This window comes from Pseudonocardia adelaidensis, from assembly GCF_039543345.1.
In the GTDB taxonomy this organism is placed as follows: domain Bacteria; phylum Actinomycetota; class Actinomycetes; order Mycobacteriales; family Pseudonocardiaceae; genus Pseudonocardia; species Pseudonocardia adelaidensis.
On sequence record NZ_BAABJO010000010.1, the window covers coordinates 186325 to 203908 of the forward strand.

Below are 17584 nucleotides of genomic sequence, written 5' to 3' on the forward strand. Positions count from 1 at the left end.
AACCGCGACGCCCGCCCTCATCGCGCGATCTCCGACCCCGCTGCCACGACCTGCCGGATCCGCAGTTCCTGGTCCACGAGCAACAGGTCCGCAGGGGCTCCGGGCACCAGCAGGCCCCGGCCGCCGACGAACCGGCCCGGGTTCGCGGTGGCGAGCCGCACCGCGTCGCCCAGCCCGATCCCGGTCATCCGGACGGCCTGCGCGAGGCCGTCGGCGAGCGACCTGGCGGCGCCCGCGAGGTAGGGGGTCCCGGCCACCGACAGCCTGCCGTCGCCCGAGAGCTCGACCGCGCCGCCCACCGGGCTCGCGTACTCGCCGGGCGGCATCCCGGCCAGCGCCACGGAGTCGGACACCAGTAGCGAGCGCCGGAGGCCCTTCGCCCGCAGCATCGCCGTGAGCGTGTCGGCGGGCAGGTGGTGGCCGTCGGCGATGAACCCGGCCGTGAGGCGGTCGTCGGCGAGCTGGGCCCACAGGTAGTTCGGGTGCCGGGCGAGCACGGCGTGCGCGCCGTTGCCGAGGTGCGTCGACATCCGTGCCCCGGCGTCGGTCACCGCGCGAACCTCGTCGGGTGAGGCGTGCGTGTGGCCGATCGCGACGATCACGCCGGCCCGCGTGAGGTGTTCGGTGTAGGCGACGGCCCCCGGGTGGTGCGGGGAGATCGTGACGATGCCGACGATGCCGCCACCCGCACGCTGCCAGCGGTCGAACTCGGCGGGGTCGGGCGGGCGGACGTGCTCGGCGGGGTGCGCGCCCCGCGGGCCGTCCTCCGCCGAGATGTGCGGGCCCTCCACGTGCACGAACGGCACGGCGTGCCGGGTGATCTCGTCCCGCGCGCGGGCCTCGGCGACCGCGCGCAGCGAGCGCACGATGTCGGCCTCGCTGGCCGTGATGACGGTCGGGACCACAGTGGTCGTGCCCGCCGACGCCACCGCCCTGACGAGTGCGACCACGGTGTCCGCGGTGACGTCCGGCCCGTTGACGTCGTGGCCGCCGAACCCGTTGACCTGCAGGTCGACCAGCCCCGGGAGCAGCCACGGGGCGTCCGGGTCGCCGTCGACGTGCCGCACGTGCGCGATCACGGGGCCGTCGGTGGTGACCTCCAGGAGGCGCCCGGTCGCCGGGTCCCGGCCGCGGAGCCTCACAGCGAGCGCACCCGCCCGCGGAACCGTTCCAGGAACCGGCCGTTGGCCTCGTCACCGCCCGGCGCGTTGCCGCTGCGCCACACCGGCGGCTCGATCCCGCGTGCGGCGAGCGCCTCGACGGTCGCGAGCGTGAGGCAGTTGAGCACCTACGCGTTGGTGAACGTCGACACGGCCGCGACGGGCTCGGCCGATCCGCGCACCTCCATCACCGCGTCGCCGATCGGCACCTTGCTGTCGATGGCGACGTCCACGAGGTCGTGCAGGTTCGCCTTGGACGGGTGCCGTGCCGGGTGGTCCGGCGAGGTGTTCTCCGCGTGCTCGCGCGAGCTGATCCCGATCAACCGCACCCCGCGCTCCCTGGCGGTGAGCGCGGCGTCGATCAGCGCGGCGTTGATCCCGTAGGCGTTGACGAGCACCAGCAGGTCGCCCTCGCCGAGCCCGCGGTCGCTGATCACGACGCGGCCGTAGCCGGGCGTGCGCTCGATCGCCATCGACCGCAGGGCCCCGTTGGACAGCAGCGTGCCCTCGTCGAGGATCGCCGAGATGTGCATCAGCCCGCCGGCGCGGAAGAACACCTCCTGCGCGGCGAGGTTGGAGTGCCCGCCGGGCCCGAACACGTGCACGAGCCGGTCGTTCGCGATCTGGTCGGCGAGCAGCTCCGCGGCCGCGCGGATCGCGCCGGACTCCTCGGCGAGGATCCGCTTCAGGTAGCCGTGGACGGTGTCGAGGTAGCCGCGGAACGTCGCATCAGACACGGGGATCGGCCTCCGCGTCGAGGTAGAGGGTGACGTCGGGGTGGGTGCGCAGCGCCGTCGCCGGGTCGGCCGCGGAGACCGGCGCGTGCAGGGCTCGGTCGACAGCGTGCCGCTTCGCCGCCCCGGGCACCACGCAGAACAGCCTGCGGGCGTCGAGCAGTCGCGGGATCGTCAGCGTGACCGCGTGGGTCGGCACGTCGGCGAATGACGGGAACTGGCCGTCGTCGACCTGCTGCTGCCGGCACGTGTCGTCCAGCTCCACCACCTTGACGGCGAACGGGTCGTCCAGGTCGGCCACGGGTGGGTCGTTGAACGCGAGGTGCCCGTTCTGGCCGATCCCGAGGCAGACCAGGTCGACCGGGGCCTCAGCCAGGAGTTTCGCGTACGTGGCGGGCTCGGCGTCGGGGTCGATGCGGTGCACCCGTTCGAACGGGACCCTGGTGAAGACCGCCCGGTCCAGCCAGTTCGCGAACCGCGCGGGGGCGTCCGGGGGCAGGCCGATGTACTCGTCCATGTGGAACGCGGTGACGCGGGCCCAGTCGATCCCCGGCGCGGCGACGAGGCGGTCGAGCATGTCGCTCTGGCTCGGCGCCGCCGCGAAGATCATCCGGACGGAGTCCTGCCCGGCGAGGCGGGCCCGCAGCTCGGCGGCGACGTCCGCCGCGGCGGCCGCGCCCATCGCCGCCCGGTCCGGGAAGGACCGCACCCTCGGCATGCCCGGGACAACCTGTCTCACGCTTCTCCCTCCAGCTCCACCAGCATGAGGAGCGCACGCGCGATGTGGAACGGGTCCTTCACCGGGAGCGCCACCGTCTTCTCGACGGGCGTGCCGTCGCGGGAGCGGATCTGCGTCCACTCCCGCCCCGCCCCCTCCAGGAACGTCGCGAACACGTAGTCGTGCACCCGGGCGTGGTGGTCCGGCGCCAGCAGCGCCGTGGCGTACAGCGCCTCGGCGTGCGGCCACCACAGCTTCGTGTCCCAGGTGTCCACCACGAGCGCCTCGTACGGGTCGTCGGTGCGGGCGCCGGTGGGCGCCCCGCCGTCCCGGTCCACGTAGCGCAGCAGCCCGCCGTGGCCGCCGTCCCAGCCGAGCCCGAGGGCCCGCACGGCGACCCGGGCGAGCCGGTCCGGATCCGCGAGCGCGGACCCGGCCAGCAGGTCACGGGCGTGGTGCAGGAACCAGGTCGCCTCCAGCACGTGGCCGGGCGTGCGGTGGCGGGACAGCAGGCCGTCCGTGGCCGACGGCATCTCGGCAACGTCGTCGCCGTCCAGGTGGTGCTCCTCGATCTCCCGGGCGGCTCGCCGCACGACGTCCGCGGACGCCGCCGAGCCCGTGGCGCGGTGCACCTGCTCCCCGACGCCGACGAGGATCATCGGCAACCCGAACGACCGGTGCCCCACGGGCACCGGGTACGGGTCGGAGCGGAACCGGCCGTCCTCGATGGCCGCCGCCGAGCGGAGCAGCAGGTCCTCCGCGAAGCCGCCCCAGTCCTCGCCCGGGCGCAGCCGCTCCACGCCGGCGAAGCCGAGCGCGGCGAAGAGGTCGGCGTAGACGCTCGTGTGCGGCCCGGCCTCGGCGCCGGTCCGATCCGTGACGAACGCGGTGGTGCAGTCGGGCAGGAGCGCGTGGTCGCGGACGAACCGCGCCGTGCACAGGGCCTGCTCCGCGTACCAGGCGCCGTCGACTCCGAGCAGCTTCTCCGCGAGCGCCACCCGGGCGGTGAGCCAGGCCCAGCGCCCCTGCGACCAGGTGTACTTGTCGGTCGAGACGAGGCGGGTGCCCGCGTTGTCCCAGCAGGTGAGGACGCCGCCGTGCTCGCGGTCGGGGCCGTTCGCCGACCACCAGGCCAGCACGTCGTCCACGAGGTGGTCGCGGTGGGTCACCGGACCGGCTCGGCAGCGGGCTCGTCGTGGGAGATCGCCTCGACCAGCTCGTCGGACTCGGGGTTCCGCCATGGCGCGACGAGCCCGACCACGACGAACGTGATGATCGCGCACACGACCGGGCCGCCGACCTGTACGGCGGTGGCCTGGTCCGGCGCGAGCCGCGAGACGTCGAACCCGTACCGGGTGAGCGCGAAGACCGCGAGGCCCACCGCCCACGAGGTGATCGCCGCGACCGGCCCGCACCGCTTGAACGCCGGCAGCATGCCCAGGAGCATCGGGATCGCGATGGGCCCGACCAGGCCGCCGAACCACAGGATGATCAGGCCGAGCACGCCGCCGAAGCTGTCGGCGGTCAAGGCGATCACCATGCTCAGCGCGATGAACGTGAACACGCTGATCCGACCGATCAGGAGCTCGGCGCGGGTGTCGAGCGCGCGGCCGCGCTTCCAGACCGCGGGCACGATGTCGCGGGTCACCACCGCGGAGATCGCGTTGGCGTCCGATGCGGTCATCGCCATCGTGTGCGAGAAGAGCCCCGCGATCACCAGCCCGACGAGACCGGCCGGGAGCAGCTGCTGGGTGAGCAGCGCGTAGGACTGGTCCGGCTTCGCCAGCCCGGGCAGCAACACCGGCGCCGCCCACATCGGGAAGAACATCACCAGCGGCCAGACCAGGTAGAGCGCGGCGGAGAACAGCGCCGCCCGCCGGGCCGAGCTGCCGGTGGGGGATGCGATGAACCGCTGCGCCAGGTTCCAGGTGCCGCCGTTGTAGGACAGCGTGTTGATCAGCAGGTAGACCAGCACGAACAGCGCCGTGTACTGGCCGTTGAACGCCGCGGCGTTGCCCTCGGGCAGCTTGTCCCACAGCGTCCACAGGGTGGGGACGCCGTCGAGCGCGCCCAGCACGGCGACGAACATGACGATGCCGGCCACGAGCTGGATCAGGAACTGGCCCATGTCGGTGAGCGCGTCGGCCCACAGCCCGCCGATGGTGGAGTAGACGAGCGTGACCCCGCCGGTGAGCAGGATGCCGACGGCGAGCGGGACGCCCGTGAAGACGTTGAGCAGCAGCGCGGTGGCCGTCCACTTGGCGCCCACGTCGAAGACCTTGAGCGCGGTGCCGCTCCACGCGAGCAGCTGCTGGGTGGGCACGCCGTAGCGGATCCGCAGGTACTCCAGCGGCGAGATGATCCCGAGCCGCTGCCGCAGCCGCGGCCAGCGGGGGACGAACAGGAACGCGCCGACCACCATCGCGAAGGTGATCCCGAGCGCCCACCAGACGTAGAGCACGAACCCCTGGGTGTAGGCGATCGCGGCGTAGCCGACGAACACCGCCGAGCTGTAGCCCGACATGTGGTGCGAGATGCCCGACAGCCACCAGGGCATGCGCCCGCCGGCGGTGAAGAAGTCGCGGGAGTCGTGGATGCGGGCCTTCGCCCACAGCCCGATCAGCACCATCACGACGAAGTAGCCGCCGACCACCAACCAGTCGAGCAGGTCCATCGCTCCTCCGTGTCCCCTTGCCTCCGCTGCGCTCCGGGCGGCTCGCGGTCGTCCGGGCGCCGCCCTGGTCCTCCGGTGCCCGTTGGCCGGGGATGGTCGCGTGCAACCGGTTGCACGTCAAGTCGATCGTACGGATCCGTGGTCCCGCCCACGTCGTACAGTTCGCCTCGTGGCCCGCCTGGACGGGCGCCGGCAGGCGCCCACGATCAAGGTCGTCGCCGCGGCCGCCGGGGTGTCGACGTCCACGGTCTCGCGCGTGTTCTCCCATCCCCACCGGCTGAAGGAGAGCACGGTCGCGCACGTCACGGAGGTCGCCGCGCGCCTGGGCTACAAGCCGAGCCACACGGCGCGGGCGCTCAGCACCGGGCGGCTGGGGATGATCGCCGTGGTGGTGCCCGACATCGCGAACCCGTTCTTTCCGCCGGTGATCCGCGCCGCGCAGGCGCACGCGGCCACCGGCGGCGTCAGCACGGTGGTCGGGGACACCGACGAGGACCCCGCGAAGGAGCTCGACCTGCTCGTCGAGCTCGAGCGACGCACCGACGGCGTGGTGCTCGTCTCCTCGCGGCTCCCGGACGAGACGGTGCGGGAGGTGGCGCGGCGGGGGCACCCGCTCGTGCTGGTCAACCGCGACGTGCCGGGCGTGCCGCGGATCCTGGTCGACTCGGCGCCGGGGATCCGCGAGGCCGTGGACCACCTCGCCGGGCTCGGGCACCGCCACCTCGCGTACGTCAGCGGGCCCGCGGGATCGTGGTCGGACGAGCAGCGGCGCGACGCGGTGCGGGAGCGGTGCGCAGCGCTCGGCGTCACCGCCACCGTGCTGCGTCCGCACCGGCCGGAGCACGACGAGGGACGCGCCGCGGCCGCCGAGGTGCTCGCCACCGGGGCCACCGCGGCGATCGCCTTCGACGACGGCCTCGCCCAGGGCGCGCTCGCCGGGATGGCCGAGCACGGGGTCGCGGTGCCCGCCGAGGTCTCGATCGTCGGCTGCGACGACATCCTCGCGGCCACGACGTACCCGCCGCTCACCACCGTGCACGGCCGTGGTGGCGAGGCGGGGAGGCTGGCGGTCGAGCTGTTGATGGAGCTGGTGGAGGACCCCGAGGGCGAGCGGGACCGGCGCCTGCTGCTGCCCTCGCACCTGGTCACGCGCGCGAGTACGGGACCCGCTCCCGCCGCACCGCCCGCACGACGTCGGTGACGAGCGGCAGCTCGAACTCCCCCGATGCGGTCTCCGGGCGGTTCTCGAGGTAGGCCCGGAGCCGGTCGAACGCCTCCTCCCGCTCGGCCGGTTCGGAGACGAGCGACCACGAGTGGGTGCGCAGCGTCGCGACGAGCCCTTCGATCGTGGTGGGCACGAGGTTGGGGAACTGCGCGAACCCGTCCGTGACGAACGCGGGGTGCACCAGCTGCGGCGGCTCCGCCTCGGGGGCGCGCACCACGTGGGACTCCCACCGGCCTGCTTCGTGGAAGCCGCGCACCCAGTCCACGTTCGCGTCGTCGCCGTTCCACAGCGCCGCGAGCACGCCACCGGGCCGCAGCACCCTGGCCACCTCCGCGTAGGCGCGGTCGGCGTCGAACCAGTGCCACGCCTGCCCCACGAGCACGGCGTCGACGCAGCCGTCCGGCAGCGGGATCGCCTCGGCACTGCCCTCCCGCGCGTCCGTGCCGGGGAATCGGGCGAGCAGCTCGGCGCGCATCGCGGCATCGGGCTCGACGGCGACGACCGTGCCCCTCGGCAGCAGCGCCTCCGTCAGCTTGCCGGTGCCCGCCGCGAGGTCCAGCAGCCGGAGCGCACCCCCGGCCACCGGCGCCAACGCCCAGTCGACGGCCGCCGCCGGGTACCCCGGCCGGTGCTCTGCGTAGGCGGCTGCCGCCGCGCCGAACGAACGTGCTCGCGAAGAGGTGGTCACGTCGACCGACCGTACGGGGGCCCAGTGCCGGGCGAGCGAATTCCGCTCGATCCGGCTCACTACCCTTGACGGCGTGAGCAACGAGCCCCCCACCAGCCCCGACGACGACCTGCCCGAGCAGATGCGGGTCCGCCGGGCCAAGCGGGCGGCCGTGCTCGAACAGGGCCGTGATCCCTACCCGGTCGCGGTGGAGCGCACCCGCACCCTGCGGGAGGTGCGCGACGCCCATCCCGACCTCCCGCCGGACACCGCGACGGGCGACGTCGTCGCCGTCACCGGGCGGGTGATGTTCCTGCGCAACACCGGCAAGCTGTGCTTCGCCACCCTGCGCGAGGGCGACGGCATCGAGCTGCAGGCGATGCTCTCCCTGGCGCTCGTCGGCGAGGAGGAGCTGGCGCGCTGGAAGGCGCAGGTCGACCTCGGCGACCACGTGCAGGTGCACGGCGAGGTGGTCACCTCGCGCCGCGGTGAGCTGTCCGTGATGGCCGACAGCTGGCAGCTCGCCGCGAAGGCGCTGCGGCCGCTTCCCGGGCTGCACCGGGAGCTGTCGGAGGAGACCCGCGTCAGGCAGCGCTACGTCGACCTCATCGTCCGGCCGCAGGCACGGGAGACGGTGCTCCGGCGGGCCACCGTCGTGCGCACGCTGCGCTCGGTGCTGCACGAGCGGTCGTTCGTGGAGGTCGAGACGCCGATGCTGCAGCTGCAGCACGGTGGGGCCACGGCGCGGCCGTTCGTCACGCACTCCAACGCCCTCGACACGGATCTGTACCTGCGGATCGCGCCGGAACTGTTCCTCAAGCGGTGTGTGGTCGGTGGCATCGAGCGTGTCTTCGAGATCAATCGGAACTTCCGGAACGAGGGCATCGACTCGTCGCACTCGCCCGAGTTCGCGATGCTGGAGGCCTACCAGGCCTACGCCACCTACGACGACATGGCCGAGCTCACCCGTGAGTTGGTGCTCGCATCGGCGCGCTCGGTGTTCGGCTCCACCGTTGTGCGCCGTGCCGACGGCACGGAACACGACCTGGGCGGTGAGTGGCGTTCGGTCACACTCCATCAGGCCGTGTCGGAAGCCGTCGGACAGGAGGTGACTCCGGACACCTCCGTGGACGAGCTGCACAAGCTCGCGATCGCTCATGATGTGGAAGTCGACGGTTCGCACACCGCAGGTCAGATCGTACTCGAACTGTTCGAGAAGCTCGTCGAGCACACGCTGATCGAGCCGACGTTCGTCCGCGACTACCCGATCGAGGTGCGCCCGCTCACCAGGCGGCACCGCGCCGACCCGCGGCTCGCCGAAGCGTGGGACCTCGTTGCGTTCGGCACCGAGTTGGCCACCGCATACTCCGAACTCGTCGATCCGGTCGACCAGCGCGAGCGGCTCACCGCCCAGTCGTTGCAGGCGGCGGCGGGTGATCCCGAGGCGATGCAGCTGGACGAGGACTTCCTGCGCGCCATGGAGTACGGATTACCGCCCACCGGGGGCATGGGAATGGGCATCGACCGGCTGCTCATGACGCTCACCGGGCTCGGAATCCGCGAAACCATTCTGTACCCGCTCGTGCGTTCTGAGTAACTATGCCACGACACCGGACAGGGTGACTCGACGAACCGCCGCATTGGGTTTATCGTTCCGCTTGCGGCCATTGCCGCGGTCAGAAGCTGGTGCGAAGTGTGGAGGGTTGCGGCGATGGCGCAGATCCGCGAGGTCCGACTGATCGACGACCTGGACGGAGAGGCTGCCGACGAGACGATCGAGTTCGGTATCGACGGCAAGAACTACGAGATCGACCTGTCGAAGGCGAATGCCGGCAAGTTGCGCGACGCGCTGGCGTCCTACGTTGCGGCCGCTCGCCGGTCGGGCGGTCGGCGCAGCCGCTCCGGCGGCGCGGGCACGGGCCCGGCGCGGCGGCCCTCGATCGACCGGGAGCAGAACCAGGCGATTCGGGAATGGGCGCGCAAGCGTGGCATGAAGGTCTCCGACCGCGGGCGCATCCCGGCCGAGGTGCTCGAGGCGTACCACAAGGAGAACTGACCAGGCCGCCCGCGCCCGGGCCGATGTGTGGTTAGGCTGGCCTCAGGCTCGATCCCCGAGGAGGCCCAGTGGCGCGAAGGACGACCAGCCTGGAGGTGCGCCGCACCGAACGGCTCACACCGCACATGATCCGCGTCGTCGCCGGAGGCGAACAGCTCTCCGCGTTCCCCGAGACGCCGTACACGGACCGTTACGTCAAGATCCTCTTCCCGCGCCCCGGTGTCCGGTACCCCGAGCCCTTCGACATGGACGTCATCCGGGCGGAGTTCCCCCGGGAGCAGTGGCCGGCCATGCGCACCTACACGGTGCGGGCGCTGGACCACGCCGCGGGCGAGCTGACGATCGACTTCGTGCACCACGGTGACGTCGGGCTCGCCGGGCCGTGGGCGGCGGCGGCCCGCCCCGGCGACGTGCTGCGGCTGGCCGGGCCGGGCGGCGCCTATGCGCCGGATGCGGGGGCCGACTGGCACCTGATGGTCGGCGACGAGAGCGCGCTCCCGGCCATCGGCGCGGCCTGCGAGCGCGTGCCGGACGGCGTGCCGGTCGTCGCCGTCCTCGAGGTCGCCGACGCCGCGGAGCAGCAGCAGCTCCGTTGCCCCGGCGCGCTGCGGACGATCTGGCTGCACCGGCGCCGCGACGCGCTGGACCAGCTGCTCGACGCGGTCCGCGGCCTGGAGTTCCCGCCGGGCCGGGTGCACGCGTTCGTGCACGGCGAGGCGGGGTTCGTGCGGGGCGTGCGCAGGCACCTCGTCGACGAGCGGGGCGTGCCGCGCGAGCTGCTGTCGGTGTCGGGCTACTGGCGCCGCGGCGTGGACGAGGACGGCTGGCAGGCCGAGAAGGCCGCGGAGCGGGCGGCGGCCCCCGGCCGCTGAGCGTCCGGCCCGGGCCGGGCAGTGAGGTCGGCGCGGCGATGCGGCGGGCGGTCGGATCCCCTGATCGGTCGATCGACATGCGCCTGACCAGGGCGTCCTGCGCCCGGCGGAATTCGGCCCCGCGCGAACGCGTTGTGGCGGGTACGTGCGACAGGCGCGATCCCCGGCCCCGGGCCGATACAGTGGTAGCCACGGGGCGTACACGGCGCAGGAGTGCGCCGGTGCATGCGCAGCAGGCTAGGAGCGTAAATGTTCGAGAGGTTCACCGACCGAGCGAGGCGGGTTGTCGTCCTGGCCCAAGAAGAGGCCCGGATGCTCAACCACAACTACATCGGCACCGAGCACATCCTCCTGGGCCTGATCCACGAGGGTGAGGGCGTGGCGGCCAAGGCCCTGGAGTCGCTCGGCATCGCGCTCGAGGGTGTCCGCCAGCAGGTCGAGGAGATCATCGGCCAGGGCCAGCAGGCACCCAGCGGGCACATCCCGTTCACGCCGAGGGCCAAGAAGGTGCTGGAGCTGTCCCTGCGCGAGGCGCTGCAGCTCGGCCACAACTACATCGGCACCGAGCACATCCTGCTCGGCCTGATCCGCGAGGGCGAGGGTGTCGCGGCGCAGGTGCTGGTCAAGCTGGGCGCCGACCTGAACCGGGTCCGCCAGCAGGTCCTGCAGCTGCTGTCGGGCTACCAGGGCAAGGAGCCCGCCGAGGGCACCTCCGGTGGCCGCGGCGAGGGCACCCCGAGCTCCTCGCTCGTCCTCGACCAGTTCGGTCGCAACCTCACCCAGTCGGCCCGCGAGGGCAAGCTGGACCCGGTCATCGGCCGGGAGAAGGAGATCGAGCGGGTCATGCAGGTCCTCTCCCGGAGGACCAAGAACAACCCCGTGCTGATCGGCGAGCCCGGCGTCGGCAAGACGGCCGTCGTCGAGGGCCTTGCCCAGGGCATCGTCAAGGGCGAGGTGCCCGAGACGCTCAAGGACAAGCAGCTCTACACGCTCGACCTGGGCTCCCTGGTCGCGGGCTCCCGCTACCGCGGTGACTTCGAGGAGCGCCTGAAGAAGGTGCTCAAGGAGATCCGCACCCGGGGCGACATCATCCTGTTCATCGACGAGCTCCACACGCTGGTCGGCGCCGGCGCCGCGGAGGGCGCCATCGACGCCGCGTCGATCCTCAAGCCGATGCTGGCGCGCGGCGAGCTGCAGACGATCGGCGCCACCACGCTCGACGAGTACCGCAAGTACGTCGAGAAGGACCCGGCACTGGAGCGCCGCTTCCAGCCGATCCAGGTGGGCGAGCCGAGCGTCACGCACACCATCGAGATCCTCAAGGGCCTGCGCGACCGGTACGAGGCGCACCACCGGGTCACCATCACCGACCCGGCGCTCGTCGCCGCGGCCACGCTGGCCGACCGCTACATCTCCGACCGGTTCCTGCCGGACAAGGCGATCGACCTGATCGACGAGGCGGGCGCGCGGATGCGCATCCGCCGGATGACCGCTCCGCCGGACCTGCGCGAGTTCGACGAGAAGATCGCCGGCGTCCGCCGCGACAAGGAGTCGGCGATCGACGCGCAGGACTTCGAGCGGGCCGCGCACCTGCGCGACCAGGAGAAGCAGTTGCTCGCGCAGAAGGGCGAGCGGGAGAAGCAGTGGAAGTCCGGTGACCTGGACGTCGTCGCGGAGGTCGACGACGAGCAGATCGCCGAGGTGCTCGCCAACTGGACCGGGATCCCGGTGTTCAAGCTCACCGAGGAGGAGACCACACGTCTGCTCCGCATGGAGGACGAGCTGCACAAGCGGATCATCGGCCAGGAGGAGGCCGTCAAGTCGGTGTCGCAGGCGATCCGCCGCACGCGGGCCGGCCTGAAGGACCCGAAGCGCCCGTCCGGCTCGTTCATCTTCGCCGGCCCGTCCGGTGTCGGTAAGACCGAGCTGTCCAAGGCGCTGGCGAACTTCCTGTTCGGCGAGGACGACGCCCTCATCCAGATCGACATGGGCGAGTTCCACGACCGCTACACCGCCTCGCGGCTCTTCGGTGCCCCTCCCGGGTACGTGGGCTACGAGGAGGGCGGCCAGCTCACCGAGAAGGTGCGGCGCAAGCCGTTCTCGGTGGTGCTGTTCGACGAGATCGAGAAGGCGCACCAGGAGGTCTACAACACCCTCCTGCAGGTGCTGGAGGACGGCCGCCTGACCGACGGTCAGGGCCGCACGGTGGACTTCAAGAACACCGTGATCATCTTCACCTCGAACCTCGGCACGCAGGACATCTCGAAGGCGGTCGGGCTCGGGTTCGCCCAGAGCAACGACGAGAGGTCGAACTACGACCGGATGAAGAACAAGGTCGAGGACGAGCTGAAGAAGCACTTCCGGCCGGAGTTCCTCAACCGGATCGACGACATCATCGTCTTCCACCAGCTCACCGAGGACCAGATCATCACGATGGTCGACCTCATGATCAGCCGCGTCGAGGCGCAGCTGGCGAGCAAGGACATGGCGATCGAGCTCACGCCCACCGCCAAGAAGCTGCTCGCCCGCCGCGGGTTCGACCCGGTGCTGGGGGCACGGCCGCTGCGCCGCACCATCCAGCGCGAGATCGAGGACCAGCTGTCGGAGAAGATCCTCTTCGGCGAGGTGGAGCCCGGCCAGATCGTCGTCGTCGACGTCGAGGGCTTCGACCCGGACGCCGCCGAGGGCTCCCGCGCCGCCGACGACAAGGCGAAGTTCGTCTTCCGTGGCGAGCCGAAGCCGGTCACGGTGCCGGACTCGCCGCCGGTGGACATGGCCAACCAGGGCGACGAGTAACACCCGCCTCGTAACAGACGGCGCTTTCGCCGGCATCTCGCCGGCGAAAGCGCCGTTTGTCTTTTTCGCCCATTACTTCGATGGGACGATTCACCGGCTCGTGTGATGTGATTCGCGGCGTGTCGACGTCGGGAACCGAGCTCCGGGCCGGTCTCAAGCACCGTCACGTCACCATGATCAGCATCGCCGGCGTGATCGGTGCCGGTCTGTTCGTCGGATCCGCGGGCGCGATCGCCAGTGCGGGTCCCGGCGTCCTGATCTCGTTCGCCCTCGCCGGCCTGCTCGTGGTGCTCGTCATGCGGATGCTCGGCGAGATGGCCGCCGCGCAGCCCGACTCGGGCTCCTTCTCCACCTACGCGGAGCGGGCGATCGGCCGCTGGGCGGGCTTCAGCGTCGGGTGGCTCTACTGGTGGTTCTGGGTGCTGGTGATCCCGGTGGAGGCCACCGCGGCCGCGAAGATCCTCAACTCCTGGCTGCCGGGCGTCGACCAGTGGGTGTGGGCGCTGGTGATCACCGTGCTGCTCACGGTGACCAACCTGTTCAGCGTCGGCAACTACGGCGAGTTCGAGTTCTGGTTCGCGCTCCTCAAGGTCGTCGCGATCGTCGGGTTCATCGGGCTCGGCGTGCTCGCGGTGTTCGGCCTGCTCCCCGGCAGTGAGACCAGCGGTGTGTCGCACCTGTTCGACCAGGGCGGGTTCCTGCCGAACGGTTTCGGCGCGGTCATCGCGGCGGTGCTGGTCACGATGTTCAGCTTCATGGGCACCGAGATCGTGACGATCGCCGCAGCCGAGTCACCCCACCCCGCGGAGCAGATCGGCAGCGCCACCCGCTCGGTGATCTGGCGGATCTCGGTGTTCTACCTCGCCTCGATCCTGCTCGTCGTCGCGCTCGTGCCCTGGAACAACCCGCGGCTGCCCGAGGCCGGGACGTACCAGACGGCGCTGGAGGCGATGGGGATCCCGGGGGCGAAGGCGATCGTCGACGTCGTGGTGCTCGTCGCCGTCGCCAGCTGCCTGAACTCGTCGCTCTACACGGCCTCCCGCATGATCTACTCGCTGGGGAGGCGGGGCGACGCACCGGCCGCCGTGATGCGCACGACGGTGAGCGGCGTGCCGCGGGTCGCCGTGCTCGCCTCCACGGTGGTCGGCTTCCTCGCGGTGATCGCGAACTACGTGTTCCCGGAGGAGGTGTTCTCGGCGCTGCTCGCGACATCGGGCGCGATCGCGCTGCTGGTCTACCTCGTGATCGCCGTGTCGCAGCTCAGGATGCGCAGCAAGCTGGAGCAGGCGGGGGTCGCCATGCCGGTGCGCATGTGGGCGTACCCGTACCTGACCTGGGCGGTCATCATCCTCATCCCGGTGATGCTGATCTACATGGCCACCCGGGAGTCGGCGCGCTTCGACCTCGCGATGACGGCTCTGATCGCCGCTGCGGTCGTGGTGGTCGGCGTCGTCCTCTCGCGACGGCATTCGGAGCGGACCACGGACGTCCAGGTCTGAGCGCGGTCCCACCCGGGGAGGGCTCGGCAGCCGGCCGATGCGCGCGGGCTGGGTGCCTCTCAGCGCTCACGGGACGGCCTGCCCGGCGGTCGCCTGCGACGCTTCGTTCCCTCGGACACGCACCAAATTCAGCAGGCGCTCATTGATTTTGTCACCAGCAGCGGGTCCGGACCGGGTCCGGTGCCCGGCCCGCGGTTCAGGCCATGAGGTGGGCGGCGAGTTCGGTCAGGGTGGCGGCGGCCGGCCCGGCCAGGCCGACACCGCGGCCGTGGCGGACCTCGGGCTCGCGGAGGTTGATCCGCACGAGTGCGCCGCTGGCGGCGCTGGCGAGCTCCGCCTCGCGGCGCACCGTCGGAACCGCGGTCCCGGCGCCGATCTCCACGACGGTGAGCGGGACGTCGGCGGCCCGCAGCTCCCGGCGCCACGAGGTGTGCGCCCGCAGCTGCGGCAGCGACCGGTCCGGGACCCAGTCCGCATCGCCGAACATCAAGATGTTGGGCCGGGCGAGCGACCCGCAGGACGGGCAGGAGGGCAGGGGCGGCCGCGCGCGCATCGTCTCCGGGTCGACCACCACCGCGACGTCGTCGGCGGGCCACGGCGGCCGGCCGCAGTGCGCGGTGCACTGCAGCACGTGGATCGACCCGTGGCACTCGGCCACCGACTCGTCGGCGAAGCCTGCGCGCTGGAACTGCCCGTCGACGTTGGACGTGAACACCCGGGTCGGCCACCGCTTCGCCCACCCGGACAGCACGGCGAACCCGGCGTGCGGCTCGGTGCGCCGGTAGAGCTCCAGCCGGTGGCCGTAGAAGCCCCAGGCGAGCTCCGGGTCGTCGGCGAAGTGCACCGGGTCGGCGAGCTCCTCGAACCGCAGCCCGAGAGCGCGGTAGGGCGGGTAGGCCCGCCAGAAGCCCTCCGGTCCGCGGAAGTCGGGCAGGCCGGAGTCGACACCCATCCCGGCCCCGGCGCACACCAGCAGCGCACCCGCGCCGCGGATCAGCTCGGCGGCGCGCTCGACGTCGCCGGTCAGGATCCCGACGCCCGCGACTGCTGGACGACCTCGAACTCCAGCAGCGACGACCCGGTGCCCACCGGCCGCGCCCGTTCGCCGGAGTGGGCCTGCATGCCCGCGCCCTTCATCCACGCCTGGAACGACTCGTCGTCCTCCCAGTGCGTGACGACGAAGTAGCGGTTGTCGCCGGACACCGGGCGTAGCAGTTCGAACGACAGGAAGCCCGGCTGGCCGTCCACGGCGTGCAGCCGGCTGGCGAACCGCCTCTCCAGCTCGGGACCTGCGCCCTCGGGCACCTCGATCGCGTTGATCTTCACGACGGCCATGGGGCCTAGGCTAATCCTCGTGCGGGCCTCCGACGGGGTCGAGCTCGCCGTCACCGAGTTCGGCGGCTCGGGCCCCCCGATCCTGCTGCTGCACGGCCTGATGGGGCGGGCGAGCACCTGGCGGGCGGTCGCCGGGTGGCTGGTGCAGCACGGCCGGGTCGTCGGCGTGGACGCGCGCGGGCACGGCCGCTCGGGGGCGCGCGGGCCGTGGACCACGGAGCGGATGGCCGCCGACGTCGCCTGCGTGCTGGCCGAGCTCGGGCCCGCGGTCGTGGTCGGGCACTCGATGGGCGGCCTGCACGGGCTGGTGGCCGCGGCCCGCCGCCCCGAGCTGGTGCGGGCGCTCGTGGTGGAGGACATGGGCGTGGACTTCCGGGGCCGCAGCGCCGCGGACGCGCGGGCGTGGTTCGGGGCGGTCCCGCAGCCGTTCCCGTCGCTCGCGGCCGTGCGGCGGGCGTTCGGGCATCCGCGCGCCGAGTTCGGCGAGTACATGACCGAGTGCGTCGAGGAGCGGCCCGACGGCTACCACCTGCTGGCGCGCATGGAGCACGCCACGGCGATCGCGGCGGACTGGGCCGAGCGCGACCACTGGCCGGCGGTGGCGTCCGTCCGGTGCCCGGCACTTCTCGTCGAGGCGGAGGAAAGCGTGGTGCCGGAGGGGCAGATGGCGCTGATGGCGGCCCGCATGCCGGCTGCGACGCACGTCCGCGTGCCCGGCACCGGCCACCTGGTGCATGCCCGTCCGGAGTTCCGGCCGCTCGTGCAGTCGTTTCTGACTACTCATATGTGAGTGGTTCACTGAGGGCGTGAACCCGACCAGGCTCTTCGTGCTGAGCGCGCTCGCCAAGCGCGGGGCGATGTACGGCCACCAGATCCGCCGCGACGCCAGGATCGACCGCGCGGAGCTGTGGTCGGACGTGCGCCCCGGCTCGCTCTACGGGGCGCTGCACCGCCTGGAGGACGAGGGCCTGGTGCGGGCGTTGCGCACCGAGCAGGAGGGTCGGCTGCCAGCACGCACGGTCTACGAGATCACCGACGAGGGCCGCCGCGAGCTCGCCGCGCTGCAGGCGGAAGCGTTCGAGGAGGTCCGCTTCCCGCCCGACCCGGTCGACCTCGCGCTCGCCACGGCGTCGGACGTGGACGAGGCGACCCTGCGCGGCCACCTGGAGGACCGCGTCCGCGACCTCACGGCGCGGCTGTCCCGGCTCGACCGCCTCGCCGACCGCCGCTGGCCGGACCAGACCCCGGCCGACGACCTCGTGCTCGAGCACGCGCGGCTGCGGCTGCGGGCCGAGCTGGAATGGCACGGGCTGGTGCTCGACCAGCTCGGGAAGCGGGGTGCGGCGTGACGGTGCGGGAGCTGCGGCTGATCGGCGATCCGGTCCTGCGCACGCCGTGCGCGCCGGTCACGGCCTTCGACGACGGGCTGGCTGCGCTGGTCACCGACCTGATGGACACCGTCTCGCTGCCCGGGCGCGCCGGGCTCGCGGCCAACCAGATCGGGGTGTCGCTGGCCGCATTCTCCTACGACGTCGAGGGGGCGCGCGGCTACGTCGTCAACCCGCGCCTCGTGGCCACCGACGGCGAGTACGACGGCGAGGAGGCGTGCCTCTCGGTGCCGGGGGTCCACGCGCCGCGGCTGCGGGCGGCGTACGCGCGCGTGGAGGGCGTCGACGCGTTCGGGCGGCCGGTCGCGGTGGAGGGCACCGGCGAGCTCGCCCGTTGCCTCCAGCACGAGACCGACCACCTGCGCGGGGAGCTGTACATCGACGCGCTGACCGGGGAGCGCCGCCGCGCGGCGATGCGGCGGCTGCGGGAGGCGGGGCTCGCCGGGCCGTGATCGACGGT

18 protein-coding genes are annotated in these 17584 nt (G+C 72.3%); 9 read left to right on the forward strand and 9 right to left on the reverse strand.

Annotated elements, in window-relative coordinates; translation table 11 throughout:
- Positions 1-17: 17 nt before the first annotated feature.
- The 6 genes from ABEA81_RS15865 to ABEA81_RS15890 are packed head-to-tail and all read right to left on the reverse strand — an operon-like array spanning position 18 to position 5286.
- Positions 18-1142: an N-acetylglucosamine-6-phosphate deacetylase gene (locus ABEA81_RS15865; protein WP_345605855.1), complete on the reverse strand. Its 1125-nt coding sequence runs from the start codon at positions 1140-1142 to the stop codon at positions 18-20.
- On the reverse strand, positions 1139-1288 hold the full coding sequence (locus tag ABEA81_RS15870; RefSeq protein WP_345605856.1) for a hypothetical protein: 150 nt from the start codon (positions 1286-1288) through the stop codon (positions 1139-1141). Before ABEA81_RS15870 ends, ABEA81_RS15865 begins: the two co-directional genes overlap by 4 nt.
- A complete protein-coding gene (locus tag ABEA81_RS15875; protein ID WP_345605857.1) occupies positions 1289-1897 on the reverse strand; it encodes a sugar isomerase domain-containing protein in 609 nt (202 codons plus the stop codon). It lies immediately after the preceding gene.
- Complete coding sequence (locus tag ABEA81_RS15880; protein WP_345605858.1) at positions 1890-2633, reverse strand: 6-phosphogluconolactonase; 744 nt, start codon at positions 2631-2633, stop codon at positions 1890-1892. The genes ABEA81_RS15875 and ABEA81_RS15880 overlap by 8 nt, the downstream gene beginning before the upstream one ends.
- Positions 2630-3781, reverse strand: coding sequence for an AGE family epimerase/isomerase (locus ABEA81_RS15885; protein ID WP_345605859.1), 1152 nt, complete (start codon positions 3779-3781; stop codon positions 2630-2632). Before ABEA81_RS15885 ends, ABEA81_RS15880 begins: the two co-directional genes overlap by 4 nt.
- On the reverse strand, positions 3778-5286 hold the full coding sequence (locus ABEA81_RS15890) for a sodium:solute symporter family protein (RefSeq protein ID WP_345605860.1): 1509 nt from the start codon (positions 5284-5286) through the stop codon (positions 3778-3780). The genes ABEA81_RS15885 and ABEA81_RS15890 overlap by 4 nt, the downstream gene beginning before the upstream one ends.
- 169 nt (positions 5287-5455) lie before the next feature.
- On the opposite strand from ABEA81_RS15890, the gene ABEA81_RS15895 reads away from it, so the two are divergent.
- Entirely contained in the window at positions 5456-6487 is a 1032-nt protein-coding gene (locus ABEA81_RS15895; RefSeq protein ID WP_345605861.1) for a LacI family DNA-binding transcriptional regulator, read from the forward strand.
- Here ABEA81_RS15895 and ABEA81_RS15900 read toward each other — a convergent pair.
- Entirely contained in the window at positions 6432-7199 is a 768-nt protein-coding gene (locus ABEA81_RS15900) for a class I SAM-dependent methyltransferase (RefSeq protein WP_345605862.1), read from the reverse strand. The two genes, ABEA81_RS15895 and ABEA81_RS15900, sit on opposite strands and share 56 nt — an antisense overlap.
- A gap of 121 nt (positions 7200-7320) precedes the next feature.
- Here ABEA81_RS15900 and lysS point away from each other — a divergent pair, with 121 nt between their 5' ends.
- From lysS to ABEA81_RS15925, 5 genes are all read left to right on the forward strand, one after another.
- On the forward strand, positions 7321-8775 hold the full coding sequence (lysS, locus tag ABEA81_RS15905) for a lysine--tRNA ligase (RefSeq protein ID WP_345605939.1): 1455 nt from the start codon (positions 7321-7323) through the stop codon (positions 8773-8775).
- A 114-nt stretch (positions 8776-8889) separates the two neighbouring features.
- Complete coding sequence (locus ABEA81_RS15910; RefSeq protein WP_147256970.1) at positions 8890-9234, forward strand: histone-like nucleoid-structuring protein Lsr2; 345 nt, start codon at positions 8890-8892, stop codon at positions 9232-9234.
- Between the two features lie 68 nt (positions 9235-9302).
- On the forward strand, positions 9303-10106 hold the full coding sequence (locus ABEA81_RS15915; protein WP_345605863.1) for a siderophore-interacting protein: 804 nt from the start codon (positions 9303-9305) through the stop codon (positions 10104-10106).
- Between the two features lie 249 nt (positions 10107-10355).
- Positions 10356-12902 carry an ATP-dependent Clp protease ATP-binding subunit gene (locus tag ABEA81_RS15920; RefSeq protein WP_345605864.1) on the forward strand — a complete coding sequence of 849 codons (2547 nt, stop codon included), beginning with the start codon at positions 10356-10358 and terminating at the stop codon, positions 12900-12902.
- Between the two features lie 173 nt (positions 12903-13075).
- A complete protein-coding gene (locus tag ABEA81_RS15925; protein ID WP_425570570.1) occupies positions 13076-14401 on the forward strand; it encodes an amino acid permease in 1326 nt (441 codons plus the stop codon).
- 196 nt (positions 14402-14597) lie between these two features.
- On the opposite strand, the gene ABEA81_RS15930 is transcribed toward ABEA81_RS15925, so the two are convergent.
- On the reverse strand, positions 14598-15428 hold the full coding sequence (locus ABEA81_RS15930) for an SIR2 family NAD-dependent protein deacylase (RefSeq protein ID WP_425570576.1): 831 nt from the start codon (positions 15426-15428) through the stop codon (positions 14598-14600).
- On the reverse strand, positions 15425-15736 hold the full coding sequence (locus ABEA81_RS15935; protein ID WP_345605866.1) for an antibiotic biosynthesis monooxygenase family protein: 312 nt from the start codon (positions 15734-15736) through the stop codon (positions 15425-15427). The genes ABEA81_RS15930 and ABEA81_RS15935 overlap by 4 nt, the downstream gene beginning before the upstream one ends.
- Before the next feature lie 19 nt (positions 15737-15755).
- Between ABEA81_RS15935 and ABEA81_RS15940 the strand changes: the two genes are divergently transcribed.
- The 3 genes from ABEA81_RS15940 to ABEA81_RS15950 are packed head-to-tail and all read left to right on the forward strand — an operon-like array spanning position 15756 to position 17576.
- Positions 15756-16526, forward strand: coding sequence for an alpha/beta fold hydrolase (locus tag ABEA81_RS15940; RefSeq protein ID WP_425570572.1), 771 nt, complete (start codon positions 15756-15758; stop codon positions 16524-16526).
- Positions 16527-16542: 16 nt separating this feature from the next.
- A complete protein-coding gene (locus tag ABEA81_RS15945) occupies positions 16543-17085 on the forward strand; it encodes a PadR family transcriptional regulator (protein WP_345605867.1) in 543 nt (180 codons plus the stop codon).
- Entirely contained in the window at positions 17082-17576 is a 495-nt protein-coding gene (locus ABEA81_RS15950; protein WP_345605868.1) for a peptide deformylase, read from the forward strand. The genes ABEA81_RS15945 and ABEA81_RS15950 overlap by 4 nt, the downstream gene beginning before the upstream one ends.
- Positions 17577-17584: the final 8 nt, after the last annotated feature.